The organism is Pontivivens ytuae (genome assembly GCF_015679265.1).
Taxonomy (GTDB): domain Bacteria; phylum Pseudomonadota; class Alphaproteobacteria; order Rhodobacterales; family Rhodobacteraceae; genus Pontivivens; species Pontivivens ytuae.
Window position 1 is genome coordinate 1,222,643 of the sequence record NZ_CP064942.1, and the last position, 18,269, is coordinate 1,240,911.

The 18,269-nt window shown below is 68.1% G+C and carries 15 protein-coding genes and 1 pseudogene; 8 read left to right on the forward strand and 8 right to left on the reverse strand.

Annotation, left to right across the window (positions count from 1 at the left end):
• Window positions 1-88: 88 nt before the first annotated feature.
• Complete coding sequence (locus I0K15_RS05870) at window positions 89-1,339, reverse strand: ABC transporter substrate-binding protein (RefSeq protein WP_196104467.1); 1,251 nt, start codon at window positions 1,337-1,339, stop codon at window positions 89-91.
• Window positions 1,340-1,521: 182 nt separating this feature from the next.
• Between I0K15_RS05870 and I0K15_RS05875 the strand changes: the two genes are divergently transcribed.
• From I0K15_RS05875 to I0K15_RS05905, 7 genes are all read left to right on the forward strand, one after another.
• On the forward strand, window positions 1,522-2,313 hold the full coding sequence (locus tag I0K15_RS05875; RefSeq protein ID WP_196104468.1) for an IclR family transcriptional regulator: 792 nt from the start codon (window positions 1,522-1,524) through the stop codon (window positions 2,311-2,313).
• A gap of 12 nt (window positions 2,314-2,325) precedes the next feature.
• Entirely contained in the window at window positions 2,326-3,381 is a 1,056-nt protein-coding gene (locus tag I0K15_RS05880; RefSeq protein WP_196104469.1) for an ABC transporter ATP-binding protein, read from the forward strand.
• Window positions 3,382-3,438: 57 nt separating this feature from the next.
• Window positions 3,439-3,615, forward strand: a complete 177-nt coding sequence (locus tag I0K15_RS05885) for a PLD nuclease N-terminal domain-containing protein (RefSeq protein ID WP_277882912.1) — start codon at window positions 3,439-3,441, stop codon at window positions 3,613-3,615.
• 47 nt (window positions 3,616-3,662) lie between these two features.
• On the forward strand, window positions 3,663-4,832 hold the full coding sequence (locus tag I0K15_RS05890) for an acyl-CoA dehydrogenase family protein (protein WP_196104470.1): 1,170 nt from the start codon (window positions 3,663-3,665) through the stop codon (window positions 4,830-4,832).
• Window positions 4,833-4,870: 38 nt separating this feature from the next.
• The gene (locus I0K15_RS05895; protein ID WP_230374305.1) at window positions 4,871-5,923 is read left to right on the forward strand and encodes a CaiB/BaiF CoA transferase family protein; all 1,053 of its coding nucleotides are present in this window, start codon (window positions 4,871-4,873) and stop codon (window positions 5,921-5,923) included.
• A 162-nt stretch (window positions 5,924-6,085) separates the two neighbouring features.
• Entirely contained in the window at window positions 6,086-6,727 is a 642-nt protein-coding gene (locus tag I0K15_RS05900) for a YceI family protein (protein ID WP_196104471.1), read from the forward strand.
• A 63-nt stretch (window positions 6,728-6,790) separates the two neighbouring features.
• Entirely contained in the window at window positions 6,791-7,321 is a 531-nt protein-coding gene (locus I0K15_RS05905) for a YceI family protein (RefSeq protein ID WP_196104472.1), read from the forward strand.
• Here I0K15_RS05905 and I0K15_RS05910 read toward each other — a convergent pair.
• Complete coding sequence (locus I0K15_RS05910; RefSeq protein ID WP_196104473.1) at window positions 7,318-9,819, reverse strand: hybrid sensor histidine kinase/response regulator; 2,502 nt, start codon at window positions 9,817-9,819, stop codon at window positions 7,318-7,320. The two genes, I0K15_RS05905 and I0K15_RS05910, sit on opposite strands and share 4 nt — an antisense overlap.
• Window positions 9,820-9,851: 32 nt before the next feature.
• Entirely contained in the window at window positions 9,852-10,358 is a 507-nt protein-coding gene (locus I0K15_RS05915) for a putative pterin-binding protein (protein WP_196104474.1), read from the reverse strand.
• Window positions 10,359-10,527: 169 nt separating this feature from the next.
• On the opposite strand from I0K15_RS05915, the gene I0K15_RS05920 reads away from it, so the two are divergent.
• Complete coding sequence (locus I0K15_RS05920; protein ID WP_196104475.1) at window positions 10,528-11,142, forward strand: response regulator transcription factor; 615 nt, start codon at window positions 10,528-10,530, stop codon at window positions 11,140-11,142.
• Between the two features lie 195 nt (window positions 11,143-11,337).
• Here I0K15_RS05920 and I0K15_RS05925 read toward each other — a convergent pair whose 3' ends face one another.
• The 5 genes and pseudogenes from I0K15_RS05925 to I0K15_RS05945 form a co-directional block, all read right to left on the reverse strand.
• Entirely contained in the window at window positions 11,338-13,152 is a 1,815-nt protein-coding gene (locus tag I0K15_RS05925; RefSeq protein WP_196104476.1) for a calcium-binding protein, read from the reverse strand.
• Between the two features lie 29 nt (window positions 13,153-13,181).
• Window positions 13,182-14,570 carry a nucleotide sugar dehydrogenase gene (locus I0K15_RS05930; protein ID WP_196104477.1) on the reverse strand — a complete coding sequence of 463 codons (1,389 nt, stop codon included), beginning with the start codon at window positions 14,568-14,570 and terminating at the stop codon, window positions 13,182-13,184.
• A gap of 199 nt (window positions 14,571-14,769) precedes the next feature.
• Window positions 14,770-15,108 (reverse strand): annotated as a pseudogene (locus tag I0K15_RS05935) (cupin domain-containing protein); the annotation flags it as partial.
• 176 nt (window positions 15,109-15,284) lie between these two features.
• On the reverse strand, window positions 15,285-16,874 hold the full coding sequence (locus tag I0K15_RS05940) for a glycosyltransferase (protein ID WP_196105386.1): 1,590 nt from the start codon (window positions 16,872-16,874) through the stop codon (window positions 15,285-15,287).
• The gene (locus tag I0K15_RS05945) at window positions 16,871-18,238 is read right to left on the reverse strand and encodes an HlyD family secretion protein (protein ID WP_196104479.1); all 1,368 of its coding nucleotides are present in this window, start codon (window positions 18,236-18,238) and stop codon (window positions 16,871-16,873) included. Before I0K15_RS05945 ends, I0K15_RS05940 begins: the two co-directional genes overlap by 4 nt.
• Between the last annotated feature and the right edge of the window lie 31 nt (window positions 18,239-18,269).

The following is an 18,269-nucleotide window of genomic DNA, read 5'->3' on the forward strand; positions in this document are numbered from 1 at the left end:
GGGTCAGGGAGGGGGCGGCGCACGCCGCCGCCCCCCGATGGATCGCGGAGCCCTGGCCCGGCCCGCGATCCGGTCGTCGGGGGTGGCCTCAGCCGCCGTGCACGCGCTGGCGCACACGCTCCAGCCGCTCGAGGATGTTGTCGAGCTGGTCGGGCTGGACCATGAACTGCTGGAAGCCTTCCATGGCCGCGGCGGCAACCTCGGCCGGGGCGTCGCGGTCGAAGAACTGGGCCAGCGCGTAGGCGTTGGACAGCATCTCGAAGCCCTCGTTGAGGAACTTGTCGTCGTCGACGGAGGCCTCGGCATGGACCGGAAGCTGGCCCAGCGCGTCGCCGCCATTGATGATCGTCTGGTTCTCGGGCGTCGCCACGAAGCGGAGGAATTCGCGCGCCGCTTCCTTGTTCTGCGCCTGGGCCGGGATGTGGAAGGTGTCCGTCGGCGCGTCCTCGGCCATCGGGATGCCGTCCACGATCGCGGGGAACTGGAAGAAGCCGAGCTGATCGTCGCTCAGCCCCGCCTCACGCAGCGGTGCCACGGCAAAGTTGCCCATCAGGTACATCGCGGCCTCGCCGTTGACCATGAAGGGCAGCGCCTCCTGCCAGGAGTAGGCGGCATGGTTGTCGATGAAGGTGTCGCGGTCGATCAGCGTGCGCCAGTTCTCGAAGGTCGCGACGACGCGCTCGTCGGTCCACGGGATCTCACCGTTGGTGAGGTCCATGTGGAACTCGTAGCCGTTGGTGCGCAGGTTGAGGTAGTCGAACCAGCCGCCGGCGGTCCACAGGAACTTGGTGCCGATGGTGACCGGGGTCACGCCGTTCTCGTTGAGCGTGTCGACGATGGCGAGGAACTCGTCCCAGGTCTCCGGCTCTTCGAGGCCGAGCTCGTTGAAGATGTCCTCGCGGTAGTACACGCCCCACTGGTAGTAGGTGTAGGGCACGCCCCACTGGGCGCCGTCGATGGTCATGGACGGCTTGGTCGAGGCGAGGTTCGTGCTCATCTCGTCGTCCCAGAGGTCGGAGACATCCTCGAAGAGGCCGGCCTCGACGAAGGGCAGCATCCGGTTGCCTGCATACCAGGTCGCTACGTCCGGCGCGTTCGCCGTCAGGAAGTTGCGGATCTGGGTCTTATAGGCCTCGCGATCGATGACGTTGGTCTCGATGTTGAGATCGGGATGCATCTCACCGAAGCGGGCGATCATCTCCTCCATCGTCGCGCGCGGGGCGGGGTTCGACGTGTCGAGGAAGATGCGCAGGTCGCCCGAGAGCGACTGGGCCTGCGCCGAGACGGCCATCACGGCGGAGGCCGCGACGGCAATCAGGGATTTCGAGAGTGTGGACATTCAGGTTCCTCCCTATGTCTGCGTTGACCGCAGTTCCACATATTGAAACTTTGTTTTGATTATTGAAAACCGTGCCAGACCTGCGTAGCCTTTGTCAACAGCCGCAGACGGTCCGACACGCATCGGGCCGCGCGGGGGAGGAAACACGCCGCCGCGCGGGCGGCCTTGTCGGGAGAGCCCCTTTGGGCGTCACGCATTCGGATGGAACGGTGGGCAAGGCGCTGGCCCTGCTCGACACGGTGGCCGGCTTCGGCCGCCCGGTGCGGTTCGCCGAGGTGCAGGAGGTGAGCGACCTGCCGAAGGCGACGCTCTACCGGCTGCTGCAGACGCTGACCTCGCAACGGATGCTGTCCTACGAGCCGGACCGCGGCACCTATCAGCCGGGGCTGCGACTGGTGCAGCTTGCCCACTCGGCCTGGCGGCAGACGACGCTCGCCCCGGTCGCGCGCCCGCATCTCGATGCGCTGTCGGCCAAGCTGGGGGAGACGGTGCATCTTGCCCAGCTCGATGGCGGGCAGGTGCTCTACGTGGACAAGCGCAATGCGCGGCGGCCGATCCCGATGTTCTCGGACGCCGGGAAGATCGGGCCGGGCTACTGCACCGGCGTGGGCAAGGCGATGCTCGCCTTCCTGCCGGAGGCGGAGCGGGCCCGCGCGCTCGCCCAGCAGAGCTACTTTCCCCATACCGAGCACACGCATCGCGACGCCGAGAGCCTGGAGGCGGAGCTGGCCGAGATCCGCGCGTCGGGCATCTCCTTCGACCGGGAGGAGCATGAGCCCACGATCATCTGCGTCGCCGTGCCGATCCTGGACGAGCGGCAGCGGCCCATCGGCGCGATGTCCGTCACCTCCTCCACCCTGCGCCATTCGCTCGACGATCTGGCGCAGCTCGCCCCCGCCCTCAAAACCACCGCCGCGGCGATCTCGCGGGAGGCTGCCGGCCTCTCCCTGCCCTCGGCCCCCGACATCGCCTGAAGGAGACACGTCATGACCGGAGTCGTGCTGAACGACGTCATCAAGAAGTACGGCGAAACCCAGGTGATCCACGGGGTGGACCTGCAGATCGACGAGGGGGAGTTCTGCGTCTTCGTAGGGCCCTCGGGCTGCGGCAAGTCCACGCTGTTGCGGATGATCGCGGGGCTGGAGGAGACGACGGCGGGCCGGATCGAGATCGCGGGGCGCGAGGTAACCCATGAGGATCCGGCCGAGCGGGGCGTCGCGATGGTGTTCCAGACCTACGCGCTCTACCCGCACATGTCGGTCGAGGAGAACATGGGCTTCGGGCTGAAGATGAACGGCCACCCGAAGGCCGAGATCAAGGAGAAGGTTGCCGGCGCCTCCCGCATCCTGAAGCTCGACGAATATCTCAAGCGCAAACCCAAGGCGCTGTCGGGCGGGCAGCGGCAGCGGGTGGCGATCGGGCGGGCCATCGTGCGCGACCCGCATGTCTTCCTGTTCGACGAGCCGCTCTCGAACCTCGACGCCGAACTGCGGGTGGAGATGCGGGTGGAGATCGCGCATCTGCACAAGGAGATGGGTGCTACGATGATCTACGTGACCCACGACCAGGTCGAGGCGATGACGCTGGCCGACAAGATCGTGGTGCTGCGGAAGGGCTATATCGAGCAGGTAGGCTCTCCGCTGCATCTCTACGACGATCCGGACAACAAGTTCGTGGCGGGCTTCATCGGCTCGCCCGCGATGAACTTCCTCGACGGGGAGGTCGTGGAGGGCGGCGTGCGGGTCCCTGCCCTCGGCACGCTGGTGCCGGTGACGGTCGCCAACCTGCCCGCGCCCGGCACGAAGGTCACGCTGGGCGTGCGCCCGCAGGATATGGAGACCGAACCGCAGGGCCCGCTGGAGGTCGATATCGTCGAGCATCTGGGCGGCGTCTCCTACGTCTATCTCGACGCGGAAACGGGCGAGCGGCTGGTCGTGGAGGCCCGCGAACTGCGGGAAGGCGCCGCCGGAAAGGTGGGCGTCCGCTTCGATCCGGGCCGGGTCATGCTCTTCGACGCGAAGACCGAGCAGAGGATTCGTTAAGGAACCGTTTCCACACTCCTGCGTTTTTAAACCATAGGTAACGTATGGAGTTTTATCGTGGAATTTATCCTCGGCATCATTCATCTGGCGCTCATCATCTGGGCGCTGATCAACATCTTTCAGTCCCCCGCCGGTACCGGTGCAAAGGTCCTTTGGGCCCTGCTCGTGATCATCTTCCCGATCGTGGGCTTCCTGATCTGGTTCTTCGCGGGACCGAAATCCGCCACCGCCTGATCTAGGGCGATTGAGAGCATGACGTGGGCGCGGCTAAGGTCGCGCCCATGTCGATTCTGACCCCGGACATCCTGGCCCCCGACGAGATCGCCGACGTCGTCGCCCGCGTGATGCGGGACTTCCCCGGCGAATACTGGCAGCGCACCGATCGGGAGCGCGCCTATCCCACGGACTTCGTGACCGCGATGACGGAGGCGGGGCTGCTTTCCGTCCTCATTCCGGAGGAATATGGCGGGGCTGGCCAGCCCCTGTCGGTCGCCGGGCGCATCCTGATGGAGGTGCACCGGCTGGGCGGCAATGCCGGGGCAGCGCACGCGCAGATGTACACGATGGGCACGGTGCTGCGGCACGGCTCCGAGGCGCAGAAAGCGGAATGGCTACCCCGGATCGCGTCGGGCGAGCTGCGGTTGCAGGCCTTTGGCGTGACGGAGCCCACCGCCGGGACGGATACCAGTTCGATCCGCACGCGGGCGCGGCGCGACGGTGATCGGTATGTGGTGAACGGGCAGAAGGTCTGGACTTCCCGCGCGGAACACTCCGACCTGATGCTGCTGCTCGCCCGCACCTCCGACCCCGCCGAAGGGGAGAAGCGGACGGCGGGCATGTCCATATTCCTCGTCGACATGCGGGAGGTGCGGGGGAAGTCCCTCACCATCCGGCCGATCCGCACGATGCTCAATCACGCGACCACCGAAGTCTTCTTCAACGACATGCCAGCGCCCGCCGCCAACCTGATCGGGGAGGAGGGCAAGGGCTTTCGCTACCTGCTCGACGGGCTCAATGCGGAGCGGCTCCTGATCGCCTCCGAATGCGTCGGCGACGGGCGCTGGTTTGTGGAGACGGCGACGCGTTACGCGCAGGAGCGCGAGGTCTTCCGCCGCCCCATCGGGCAGAACCAGGGCGTGCAGTTTCCCATCGCGCGGGCGCATATCGCGGTGGAGACGGCGGCGCTGTCGGTGGATCACGCCATGCGGCTCTACGATGCCGGGCAGCCCTGTGGGGCGGAGGCAAACATGGCGAAGCTGGTGGCGTCCGAAGCTTCCTGGCAAGCGGGCGATACCTGCCTGCAGACCCATGGCGGCTATGGCTTCGCGGAGGAGTACGACGTGGAGCGCAAGTTCCGGGAGACGCGGCTCTACCAGGTCGCGCCGATCTCCACCAACCTGATCCTCAGCCATGTGGCCGAGCATGTGCTCGGCCTGCCCCGCTCATTCTGACGCTGGAGGGCATAACGGTCCTCGCCTTCGAGCAGGCGGTGGCGGCGCCCTATTGCACCTCGCGGCTCGCACAGGACGGGGCGCGGGTCATCAAGATCGAGCGGCCGGAGGGAGATTTCGCCCGCGGCTACGACCGGGCGGCGGGGTCGGTGTCGTCGTACTTCGCGTGGCTGAATGCGGGGAAGGAGTCGTGCGCGCTGGACCTGCGCGCGCCGGAGGATGCGGCGCTGGCCCGCGCGATGATGGAGGCGGCGGACGTGGTGGTAGAGAACCTCGCGCCCGGTGCGTTGGAACGGCTGGGCTTTGATCTCGCGGCATGGCGGGCGGAGAAGGCGGGGCGGGTGTCGTGCTCGATCTCGGGCTACGGGCGTGGGCATTCCTATGAGCAAGCCAAGGCCTATGACCTGCTGGTGCAGGCGGAAAGCGGGCTCTGCGCCGTAACGGGCTCGGCGGAGGCGCCGGGGCGGGTCGGGTTCTCCGTCGCCGACATCGCCTGCGGGATGCAGGCCTATGCGGGGGTGCTGAAGGCCCTGTTGCGGCGCGGGATCACCGGCGAGGGCGGGCATGTGGAGGTCTCGCTGTTTTCGGCGCTCGCCGAGTGGATGGCGGTACCGTATCTGCAGACCCGCGCGGGGGCGGAGCCGCAGCGGGTCGGTGTCGCCCATCCCTCGATCGCGCCTTACGGCGTGTTCCGGACGCAGGACGGCGTGGACCTCGTGCTCGCGGTGCAGAGCGAGCGGGAATGGCAGGCGCTGGAGCCGCGGCTGCTGGGCGGGACGGATCCACGCTTTGCCTCGAACGTGGAGCGGGTGGCGCATCGGGACGCGTTGGACGAACTGATTGCCGCGCGGATCGGGGCGATGAGGGCAGCGGAGGCCGAGGCGCTGCTGACCGAGTGCGGCACCGCCCATGCCAGGCTCCGGGACGTCGCCTCCGCGCTGGAGCATCCGGCTCTGCGGTGGGAGCAGGTCGTGACCCCGAACGGGCCGTTCGAGTTCCCCGAGCCCGCGACCGGACCGGCGGAGCGGCGGGATCGTAGAGTGCCCGAGGTGGGCGCGCAGACGGAGGCTTTGCGCGCCGAATTCGGGTGAGGCGCCGGTTGCTGCGGTCGGATCTGCGTATTTGGGGAAAGACGAAAGCGCATTCGTGCGTCATCCGCATGGATGCGATGCATGCGGCGGCCTGTTTCGGGTTTGGCGCAGGGATCAGGATGCGGGCACGGGCAGCGACGCCCGCGACCGGAGACCTGAGCCATGAACCACCTGATCCGCCCCGCCCTCCTGATGACGCTCGCCGCCAGTGCTGCCGTGGCCGAGCCGAAGGAGTTCACCCTCGACCTCGGCCACGCCTATGTGGGGTGGGAGATCGACCATCTGGGCTACTCCCGCACCGTCGGCGAGTTCCGCAGCTATGACGGCACGTTCCTGATCGACGAGGGGACGCCGGAGAACTCGCGGATCAGCTTCACGATCGATGCCGCCTCGATCGACTCCAACCACGCGGAGCGGGATGCGCATCTGCGCAATGCCGACTTCCTCGACGTTGAAAGCCATTCCAAGATCACGTTCGAGAGCACGTCGGTCCGGATGCTGACCCCGACCACGGGCATCCTGCATGGCGATCTGACCATGCTCGGCGTCACCAATCCGATCGAGATCCCGTTCGAGATGGTCAAGGACGCCCCGTATGTGGACTACGTTCCAAACTATGACGAAGTGCGGACTGTCGGCTTCGAGGCCGAGGCGGAGATCTTCCGCCTCGACTACGGAATGGACTTCGTGGGCTTTGTCGGTGCGCCGGTGGGGCTTGTGGTGACGGCGGACCTGCATTTCGACCTTGTCGATTGCGAAGGAATGCCGGAGACGAATATCCCGTGTAACTGGGGCCGCGAGTAACCCGCACCGTGGCGAGACCGGCGCCCGCCGGTCTTGCGCCCGTTTCAAGCCTGGAGCCTGCCGATGCGCCTTGCCGTCCTTTTTGCCCTCGCCCTGCCCTCCGTGGCGCAGGCGTGGACCATCGATCATGGCCGCAGCAGCCTCGGCTTCGAGGTGTCGGTGAACGGGCAGCCGCTGACCGGCGGGTTCGAGACGTGGAGCGGGGAGATCGCCTTCGATCCCGCAGCACCCGGCGAGGGATCGGTTGTGATCGTGATCGACATGGGCTCGGTAACGTCCTCGATGGCGCAGGCGGCGCAGACGCTGCCGGCGGCGGAGTGGTTCGACGTGCCGGGCTTTCCTGAGGCGCGGTTCGAGGGGGCGGGCTTCATCCTCGGCGACGATGACAGCTTCATGCTGCCCGGGACGCTGACGCTGAAGGGCGTGGCGGTGCCGCTGGAGCTGTCGGGCACGCTGGTGGTCGAGGGCGACACGGCGATGGCGGAGATGACCGCGCCGCTCGACCGGCGGGCGCATGGCGTGGGTGGCGGCGCGGGGGATGCGACGGCCGGGGGCGAGGTGACGGTGACGGCGCGGGTGGTGGCGACGCGCTAACGCGCCTCGAGCGCCGCGCGGGTCCGCTCCCAGATCGGTTGCAGCGCCGGCAGGGCCGCGGCAAAGGCATCGCTGCGGCCGTCGCGCGCCAGCGTCTCGAGCCGGGCGAGGTGGTCGCCGAGATGCGCGGCGCCGAAGACCCCGGCGGAGCCTGCGAGGCGGTGGAGCGCCGCGGCCGCCTTTTCCAGATCCTCCGGCACGGCGGCGACGGTCGCGTCGCCTTCGGCGAGGAAGCTGTCGATCAGGCGGGCGACATGAGCGTCGCCGAGCTGGTCGGCGAGGTCGATCACGACGTCCTCCCGAATGAGGGGCGGCCCGGCCGCCGCCTCCGCCGCGTGGGTGCCGCCGAGGATGCGGGCGAGGCCCTGGCGAGAGATCGGCTTGATCAGCGTGTCATCGAGCCCCGCCGCGCGGAAGCGTTTGATATCGGCGGGCAGCGCGTGGGCGGTGAGCGCCACGATGCGGGCATTGCGCGAGGCGCCATCGCCCTCCCGGATCGCCTTTGTCGCCTGCACGCCGTCCATGGTGGGCATCGAGATGTCCATCAGGATAAGGTCGTAGGCGCAGCGCTCGGCGGCTGCGACGCCCTGCGCGCCGTCCTCCGCCTCGTCCACCCGGTGGCCGAATCGTTCGAGCATGGCGCGGGCGACCGTGCGGTTGATGGCGTTGTCCTCCACGATCAGCACGTCGCAGACCTCGGGCTCTGGCAGCGCGTCCTCCCCCTCGACGGCGGTGTCGGCGGTCGTAGCGGGCAGCGGCAGGCGGACCCAGAAGAGGCTGCCCTCGCCCGCCTCACTCTCCACCCCGATCGTGCCGCCCATGGCGGCGACCGTGCGGCGCGTGATGCCGAGGCCGAGGCCGGTGCCGCCCGTCCGGCGGCTATAGGACGTGTCGAGGGTCACGAAATCCTCGAAGATGCGCTCCAGGTCATGCTCCGGAATGCCGATGCCGGTGTCGGTGACGCGGAACTCCAGCTCTCCAGTCGCGGGGACGTGGTCGACCTCCACCGCGATCTCGCCGTTGCGGGTGAACTTGATGGCGTTGCCCACAAGGTTCAGGAGCACCTGCTGCAGCCGCATCGCGTCGCCTTGGACGTTCGCAATGCCGTCATGCACCGGGGCGAGCGTGAGCTGGTTGCCCGCCGCCTCCGCCGCCGCGCGCTGACCGTCGACGAGGTCCTGCAGGAGCTTCGGCAGGTGGAAGGGCGCGATGGCAAGCCGCGTCATCCCCGAATCGAGGCGGGAGATGTCGAGGACGTCGTTGACGTGGTGCAGCAGAAGCTCGCCGGACGTGCCCATGATGCGCAGGTAGTTGCGCTGCGCTGCGTCAAGGGCGGTGCCGTCCAGCAGCTCCATGGTGCCAAGGAGGCCGTTGAGCGGCGTGCGCATCTCGTGGCTCATGACGGCGAGGAGGTCCGCCTTCGCCTTCTCCCCCGCGAGCGCGTCGTCGCGGGCGCGCATCAGCTCCTGCTCGGCCGCCACACGGGCGGAGATGTCGCGGATGAAGGAGACGAAGATCTCGCCCACCTCGCTTTGCGCCGTGGAGATCGAGAGCTCGACAGGAAAGACCTCGCCCGACTTGCGCATGGCCTCGAGCTGGACACGGCCCGCGCCGATCACCTTGCGCTCGCCGGTGTCGAGGTAGCGCTTCATGCCCGCGTCGTGGGCGGCGCGCATGTGGTCGGGGACGATGAGTTCGGCCATGGGGCGGCCGATGGCCTCCTCCCGCGGGTAGCCGAAGATCGTCTCGGCCGCGCCGTTGAAATCGAGGATCAGGCCTTGGCGGTTGACCACCAGAACGCCGTCGAGGGAGGTGGAGATCACGGCCGAGAGGCGCGAGGAGGTCATGCGCGTCCGCGTCACGGCGCGCTGGCTGCGCCGGATCAGGGCGAGGAGCGTGACGACCAGCCCCAGAAGGGCGAGCATCAGCGCGAAGGCGACGAAGGCGACCTGCTGGAGCGTCGCACCCACCGCTGCGCGGCGGCTGTCGGCCTCCAGCGAGAAGCGGGCGATGCCGCGGATGCCGAGCGTTCTGAGGTCCGGCCGGAGTGCCGCCAGATCCCGGTCGAGCGTCGGCAGGGCCGCGGCGAGGCGCGCATCGTCGCCGTCGATCTCCGGCACGTAGAGCTGCAGGAACGCCCAGGCGTCGTCGATGACGGCCTGGAAATCCTCCTCCTGCCGCAGGGGGGCGTAGAGGGCGCTGTCGCGCAGGGTCGAGACGCGGCTGTAGAAGATGTCGAAGCGGCGGCGAACCTGGGCGAGTTCCCCCGGCCCCGGATCGGTGCGGGCGCGCAGGACGGCGTTTTCGAGGGCGAAGAACTCCACCTCGACCTGCGACAGGGCGTATTCGAGATTGTCCGAATTGGCCGTCGCGAGGTCGTCGATCTGCCGCGAGACGTCATTGGCCAGCCACACGATTCCGCCCGACAACAGGGCGATGATCGCGGCGATGAGGCCGTAGCGCAGGGCGCGGCGTCTGGAACGGGAGGTTTGGCTCAATTAGGTCAGGCTCCGGGCGGGGTCGCCCGAACCTAATCCTCCACGACGATCCGGTCGAGTTGCCAGATGCTGCGCGAGTAGATCACCTCGCTCTGGTAATCCTCATCCGAGTCATACGGATAGACGACCCAGAGCGGCCCTTTGTCGCGCACGGACATCGGCGCGCCGTTGAGCGAATAGGCCACGATCGGCCCGCCCTCGACGGCGTCGCTCACCGGAATCTCGACCGAATAGTCGTTGATCGCGGTGGCGGTCAGCGTGCCCTCTTCGACCCCCAATGCCGACAACAGGTCCCCGAGTTCGACACCCATGAAGACCTGGCCCCCCATGGTCCAAATGGTTTCTGTCTCGAACTCTGTCGACGGCATCCCCTCCAGCATCTGGAGGTCGAAAAGGGCGGCGCCATCGGTGTTGGTCTTCTCGATGGCGCCGGTCACGGTCAGCAGCACCTCGCCTGTGGGAGTCTGGAGGGGTTCCTCCGCGAAGGCAGGCGCCGCCAGCACGCAGACCGCCAGCAAGTGGTGGGGTACTTTGAACATGACGGCCTCGTTGCGGTTGTGACTGGCGCCGTTGTCACACGTCCTGCGGTCTGCGTCATCTGAGCATGAGGCTACCGCACTATCCTTTCGTATAGGTTTTGTGTCAGAACAGGCGACAGCCCTCCGTTCGTGGGGAACAAGATGGGGGTGCGAGCCATTCGGAGTGCCTATGCGTGTGCTGATTGCCGACGATCACGACCTGGTCCGCGACACCATCGCGGCCTTTCTCGGACAGAGCGAGGAGGTCGAGACGGCGACGGCAACCTCCCTGCCCCAGGTGCTGGAGAAGGTGGGCGCCGACGGGCCGTTCGACCTGGTGCTCCTCGACTGGGACATGCCCGGCATGGGCGGGCTCGACGGGCTGCGGCAGACCATCGATGCCAACGGCGAGAAGACGGTAGCGATCCTGTCGGGCACGGCCCCGCGCAAGGTGGCACAGGACGCGGTGGAGGCCGGCGCTATCGGCTTTCTGCCGAAGACCATGGGAGCGACCTCGCTGATGAACGCCGTGCGCTTCATGGCGATGGGCGAGGTCTTCATCCCGGCTGCGCTGATGGCCGAGGAGCCCGAGGGGCCCGAGCATCCGCTCGCCAAGACGCTGAGCGCGCGGGAGCTGCAGGTGCTGGAGGGGCTGTGCCGCGGCGAGTCGAACAAGGAGATCGCCCGGACGCTCGACCTGCAGGAAGTGACGATCAAACTGCACGTGAAGACGCTGTGCCGGAAGCTGGAGGCGAAGAACCGCACCCAGGCCGCGATGATCGCGAAGGAGGCGGGGCTTTTCTGAAGCCACCGCGCGCGGATTGCGCGGTCGGATGCCTCCGGCGGGCGTATTTCGACAAAGAAGAAGGGGCGCGTTTGCGCTCCGGGGCCGGGGATGGCCCCGCCGCGTGGGCAGGCGGCGGGGCCTTGCGCAGGCGGGCCGTGGGGCGGACACCTGCGCCATCGTCCGCGCCACCCCCCGGCGCGCGGACGGATCGGCTTACGCGAAGAGGATGGAGTCGAAGACCTCCGCGTAGAGCGCCTCGCCGATGTCGCGGTGATCCTCGATGACCAGCGTGCATTCGCCGAGGTCGAGGCCGAGATCGCCGTTGCCGTCGAAGGACGCGTTGAGGGCCATCCAGTCCGCGCCGCTCTCATCGACCAGAAGCGACAGCGCGCGGAAGTCGAGGATGTCCTGCTCGACACCGTCATGGCGGAAGTCGGCGATGCGGTCGGTGGCGCCATCCAGATCCTCGGACCGGAACACGAAGCGGTCGCTGTCCGCCCCGCCGAAGGCGATGTCGTCGCCTGCGCCGAGATAGACCCGATCCGACCCCGCCCCGCCGTTCAGGAGGTCGTCGCCGGAGCCGCCGTTGAGGTGGTCCTTGCCCTCGCCGCCCGACAGGGTGTCGTTGCCCGAGCCCCCCTTCAGCCGGTCGGAACCGCCGTCGCCGAGCAGGACGTCGTTGCCCTTCGCCCCATCGAGCACGTCGGAGCCGGAGCCGCCCGCGAGCTGGTCATCGCCGGTGCCGCCGCGCAGGGCGTCGTTGCCCTCGCCGCCCGACAGCACGTCGTCGCCCGAGCCGCCGTCGAGCTGGTCGTTGCCGCTCTCGCCCGACAGGGCGTCGGCGCCGCTGGAGCCCTTCAGCACATCGTCGCCCGAGCCGCCGAAGATGAAGTCGTCGCCGGAATTGCCGTCGAGGATGTCGTTGCCCGAGCCGCCGCGCAGCTCGTCATCGCCCTTGCCCCCGGACAGGGTGTCGTTGCCTGCATCGCCCGACAGCGTGTCGTCGCCGGAGTTGCCCTTGACGAGGTCGTCGCCATCGCCGCCCGACAGATCGTCGTGGCCGGCCATGCCGTAGACCTTGTCGTTGCCGGTGCCGCCGTCGAGCTCGTCGTTCTCGGACTTCAGCCGATTGCCGTCGGCGTCGTAGCGACCGCCGTCCTCACCGTAGACCCAGTCGCGGCCGCCTTCGCCATAGGCGAGGTTCGGATCCAAGACGCGGGCATTGGACTGGCCGACATCGAAGGAGAGGACGACGTCATCATAGTCCTTGTCCCCGCCGCGCCACAGATCCTCGAAGCCGAGGATCACGGTGCCCGTCTCCGCCTCGATCCGACCCACGGTGTGCGGATAGCTGTCGGGGTTGAGGCCGTAGCCGTTGGACGGATCCGCCGCCGAGTGGAAGAGCGACGTGCCGTATTGCGTGCGCACCGCGGTCTCCGAGCCGTCCTCGGCGACGCGGAACAGCGTCGTCTGGCCCGTGGTCTCCAGCGTCGCGGGGTTGCCCGCCGCGTCGCGGATCACGTAGGCACCGGTCTCCAGCGCGCTGCCGTTGTGACCGTAGGCGTTGGAAGCGACGAAGAAGCCGACGCGATCCCCGGCGTTGAGCTCCACGTCCACATGGCTCTCGCCCCGGATCAGGCTGCCGCCGGAATAGAGGGCGGAGGCGTTGGCGAAGAGGATCTCGACGCCGGTGATCGTGCCGGTCTCGTCCACGCGGTACATGCCGAGCGTGTTGCGGAAGCCCGCACCCTCGTTGAGGAAGGTCACGCGGCCCGTGTAGTCCTCCGCGATGGTGAGGGGGCCGTTCGCCGCATAGCTCGGACCGCCGCCGCCATAGAGCACGTCGTCGCCGCGCCCGCCTGCGATGTAGTCGTCGCCCGAGCCGCCATAGGCGATGTCGGAGCCCGAGCTGGCGTAGATCGTGTCGTCGCCGCCCCGGCCGGAGGCGATCTCCGACCGGTGGGTGCCGTAAAGGGCGTCGTCCCGCGACGTCCCGAACAGCGGGGTGATGAGGGGTGTGATGGTCATTTCTGGTTTCCTTTTCTGGGTTTACCCCGTCACCAACCGATGCCCTGATAGGCGTCGGTGGCCGGGATCTCGTTGAACAGGCGCACCACGTCGACGACCGGACGGTCGGTCGCGGCGCAGGCGGTGCGGTAGGCGGGGCTCGCATGGGTGACGATGAGGGCGTCGGCCTCCATCACCTCGTCGAGGTCGTCGCGCAGCATCGCGGGCAGGCTCGTGGCGAGCTTCTGCAGGCCCGGGCTGCCGTGGCGGACGTAGCCGAGCTGGCCGTCGAGCGGGGTATCGCGGGTGATCGCCTCGTCATGGACGACGACCTCGACGCCCTGTTCGGCGAGGGCCGCGATGACCTCCAGGATCGGGCTTTCGCGCAGGTCGTCGGTGCCCCGCTTGAAGGCGAGGCCGAGGACGCCGATCCGCTTCGCACCGGTCTTGGCGACGAGAGCCAGCGCCTCGTCGATCTGGGCGCGGTTGGAGGTCTGCAGGCTGTCGATCAGCGGCAGGGACACGCCCGCCTCGGCACCGATATGAGCGACGGCGCGCACTTCCTTGGGCAGGCAGGAGCCGCCATAGGCGAAGCCGGGCTTGAGGTAGTAGGGCGAGAGGTTGAGCTTCGTGTCCTGGCAGAACACGTCCATCACGTCGTGGCTGTCGACGCCCTGGGACTTGCAGAGCCGCCCGACCTCGTTGGCGAAGCAGACCTTCGTCGCGTGCCAGACATTGTCGACATACTTCACCATCTCCGCCGTCTCGATCGAGGTGACGATGGGGTTGGTGTCCACGGGGGCGTAGATCTTCTCCATGATGCGGCCGGTGCGCGGGTCGGTGGCACCGATCACGGTCTTGGGCGGTGCGTGGAAATCGGCGACGGCCACGCCCTCGCGCAGGAATTCCGGGTTGAAGCAGACACCGAAGTCGCGGCCTGCGACCTTGCCCGAGACCTGCTCGATGATCGGGGTCATCACCCGCATCGTGGTGCCCGGCGGGATGGAGCAGCGCATGGCGACGACGTGGAAGCCGTCCTTGCCGGTGAGCCCCTCGCCGATGGCGCGGGCCGCGGCCTCGATATAGCGGTAGTCGCAGCCGCCATCGGCGGCGGTGGGCGTGCCGACGGAGACGAAGGTGACGTCGGTCTCGCGGACCGCCTGGGCGAGGTCGTCGGTGGCCGAGATCAGCCCGGCTTCGACACCCTCGGCCAGCAGGCGGCCGAGATCGGCCTCGTGGATCGGGGCCTCGCCCGCGGCGATGCTCTCGACCTTGGTGCGGTCGATGTCGACGCCGATGACCGGGTGGCCGAGGCTCGACAGGCAGGCGGTGGACACGGCGCCGACATAGCCGAGACCGACGATGGAGATCGCGGCCTTCGTCTCGACGAGGTGAAGCGGAAGGGCGTTGGCGGTGGCCTGGGGGGCGAGATGAAGCATGTGATGGTCTCCTGTTTTGCTGGAGACCGGTGTAACCGCTTGATGCCGCTCAGGCATTTCGGGGAAAGTATAGATCGGCGCGCAAAGGTCGCTGCAAACTATCCCTTCGGATACCTCAAATCTTAAACAAAAAAAGAGCCCGCGAGGAAGGGGGCTCGCGGGCTGTCAAGTAACCGATGGAGGGGTCTTTTATTTCATGTCAGGCCGCCTCGAACCGATCGTAGATGTCCTCGTAGCGGACGATGTCGTCTTCTTCGAGGTAGCAGCCGCTCTGCACCTCGATCAGGACCATCGGCAACTTGCCGGGGTTCTCCAGCCGGTGCACGGCGCCGAGGGGGATGTAGACGCTCTCGTTCTCGGTCAGCAGGGTGCGGTTCTCGTCCACGGTGACGAAGGCGCTGCCCTCGACCACGGTCCAGTGCTCGGAGCGGTGGTGATGCGACTGCAGGCTGAGCTTCGCGCCCGGCTCCACCACGATGCGCTTGATCTGGTAGCGGGGACCGCGGGTCAGCGTCTCGTAGTGGCCCCAGGGGCGGCTGTGGATCTCGGGGGCATTGTCGATGGCAATTGCGAGGGTCATGGCGGTGCTCCTTTCCGGGGGCGGGTTACGTTGGGTAAGAGCTTTGTAACCCGCTGGACCGCCTCGATCTTCTGTCCGGGAGGAGTGCGCGGGGGCGCAAAGGCGCAGCCCCTCCTGTCCGAAAGGATAGGTCCCTAGAGCGAAGGGAGCTGGACGATGCCCGCATAGGTCGCGAGCGCCAGGACGAAGCCCGCGACGGCGGTGTAGAGCTGCGCCTTGGCCGTGGCGTTCTGGATGCGCGCGACCAGCCCGGCCCCGCCGCCCGCGCTCTGATTGCCGCGATTCGACCACTTCTGCTTGGACAGGTGGAAGATCATGTAGACCTTCACCGAGGCGTTGATGACCTGGTTGAGGTAGAGGATGAACGGCCAGCTCAGGTCCACCTTCCGCGAATAGCGATAAAGGAAGAGGCAGAGCAGCACCCGCGACGCGATCACCCAGATCAGGCAGGACCACAGGTATTCCGGCGTGGTGAAGGCGGCGAGCACGGCCATGACGGGGCTGACCAGCATGGTCCACATCGCGATGCGCTGATCGACGAGGCACCACCAGATGAAGAAGGGCATCGCGCGGGGGCCGAGCGCGATGGCGCGGCTGCCGTTCCTCAGCATGTTGCCCGACCAGCGGCGGAAGTTCTGGATCATCCGCTCCAGCCCGTTCTCCTTGATGACTTCGATGGTGTAGACGGTGGCGTCGGGCACGTAGGTCATCTTCGCACCGCGGCTGAGCAGGTGGTACCAGGTCGACTTGTCGTCGCCGGACAGGAACCGGAAGCGGCCCCAGAGCCAGTGGTCGAGGTGGTCGGCCTCGATCGTGCGGATGAAGCGTTCGGAGGTCATGTGCTTCGCCCGGAAGACGCTCATGCGCCCGGTCAGCGTCAGGACCCGCCCCGCGACCGCGTGGCTCTGCATCGCGAGGCGCCGCTGGGCAAAGCGCATGTCGAGCCAGTTGGCGATCCACTTGGGGCCGTAGCAGATGACCTCCTCGTTGGTGGTCAGCGCCTGAAGCTCCGGATCCGCCCCGAACATGGAGAGCGTCTTCTCCAGCACGTCGCCGCCATAGAGCGCGTCGCCGTCCATGAAGATGACGAGGTCGTCGGGATGCACGCTCGCGCGGTTGATCGCCCGCAGGATCAGGCCGATCGCCATCCGCTTGCCCGGCTGGTTCTGCCGGATGAAGACAAGCTCGGCGAGGTCGTCTGGGATGTCCTGGGCATAGGTCTCGACGAACTGGCGGATGATGAGCTCGTCATAGGCGGAGCCCGTGCCGATATAGAGCGTCGTGGGGATCCGCTCCCGCCGGATCTGGCTAAGGATCGAGCCGATGACCCGCTTGGTGATCGCCGGCTCCTCGAAATAGGTCGTCATCTGGATGTGGAGCCGGCGCGGGCGCCAGCCCCGGGCCCAGAGGGCGCTGGCGGCGGCGCGCTTCTGCGGCCAGATCGCGCGGGCGAAGTGCTCGGCCCGCACCGCATGGGTGAACCACCAGCCGAAGCGCCAGAAGCCCAGCGCGCCCAGCGTGACGGTCACGCGCATCAGGGCGGGATCGACGAAGCGGTTGACGGTGTGGACCAGCAGCCAGCCGATGATGGTCGCGATGGCGGCAAGGCCCAGAAGCTGGGAGGGCCGCCATTTCGCGAGGCCGGTCGGGGCGGGCCTCGTGAGCTCGCGCAGCCGGACGGTCAGATCCTTGTCGAAGGCGTATTCCGTCTCGGGCGCGCTCACCGCAGCCATCCGAGCAGGTCACGCTCCAGCGTCAGGCGGACCGGCTGGCCGGGGGTGAAGAGCGTGCGGCTTTCCTCCGCCTCCAGGTCGGTTTCGAGCCGGACGATCATGCCGAATTCCTGCGGGCGCAGCGGGTCCGGCCCGGCGGTCAGCTCCGCGATGCGGGCGATGACGCGGCGGGGGCCGGAGGCGTCGGACCAGCGGATCTCGGCCGCCATGCCGGGGTAGACCGAGGCGGCGCGGCGGGCGGGCAGCCAGCCGATCGCCTCCCGCGGGCTCAGCCCCTCGACGATGACCGCCTGCGTGCCGCGGGTGGCGAACTGGTCGGGGGCGACGGTGATCTCGCGCACGATGCCGTCTTCGAGGGCCACGATGTTCGCAGCCTCCACGGCGTCCTTCAACGCGCCAAGCTCCCGCTTTAGGCGGGCGAGGTCGGCGGCGCGCTCTTCCTCCAGCGCGGCAAGCTCGTCATAGATCAGGTCGTCGGGGGTGAGCTCGGCGGCGCGGGCGGCGATCAGCGCGGCCCAGGCGAGTTCGATGCGGGCGGGGTCGTGGGCACCGAACCAGCCGGGCGCGGCCTGTGCGGTCATCGCGGCCCGATACTCACGCTCCGCCTGGCCGCGCAGGTCGGTGCGGCGGCCGACATGGGCTGCGAGACGGCGCTCGGCTTCGGCGAGGCGGCGCTCGGCCAGGCGGATCTCCCGCCGCAACTCCTCCAGATCGCCCGCCTGCTCGGGATTGCTCAGGGTGACCAGCGTCTCGCCCTGCTCCACCCGGTCGCCGGGGGCGACGAGCACCTCGTCGACATAAGCGTCGCGGGCGACCGTGTAGGGGGCGAGCGCCGCCTCGATCCGCCCGTTCTCCAGCGGGATCGTGTTGAGCCGGCCCCAGATCTGCCCGCCGATCACGCCGAAGATGACGAGGGCGGCGAGCGCGTAGGCGAGCACGTTCCAGATGATGCGAAAGAGGCGCGGCGTCTTGCCGGCTGTGGCGGCGGTCTTCTCCTCCTCCGTCTCCTCCATCGGGACGAGGTCGACCGGGGTGTCGAGGGCGGTGATGACCTCATCGGTCGCCGCCATCTTGCCCGCGAGGATCGAGCGGTGGAACAGCGCCAGCGTCTCCCGCTGGCGGCCGGTGAGGTTGCGGAAGACGTAGCGGCCGGGCGCGTCGCCCGCGGCGAGCTCGACCGGAAAGCGGATGTCGACGCCCTGAAACGGGATCGCGAGCTCCGCCCGCTCCACCGGCAGGTCGAAGCTCTCGTCCAGCTCCGCCCAGGCGAGCGTCCAGCGCCGCACGGCGACCTCGCGCCCGCCCGGAAGGGTCAGGGCAAGCGGCGCTGTGACCGCAAAGTCGAGATCGGACATCGGGCGTTCGTGGCGGATGCGCATGAGCTGG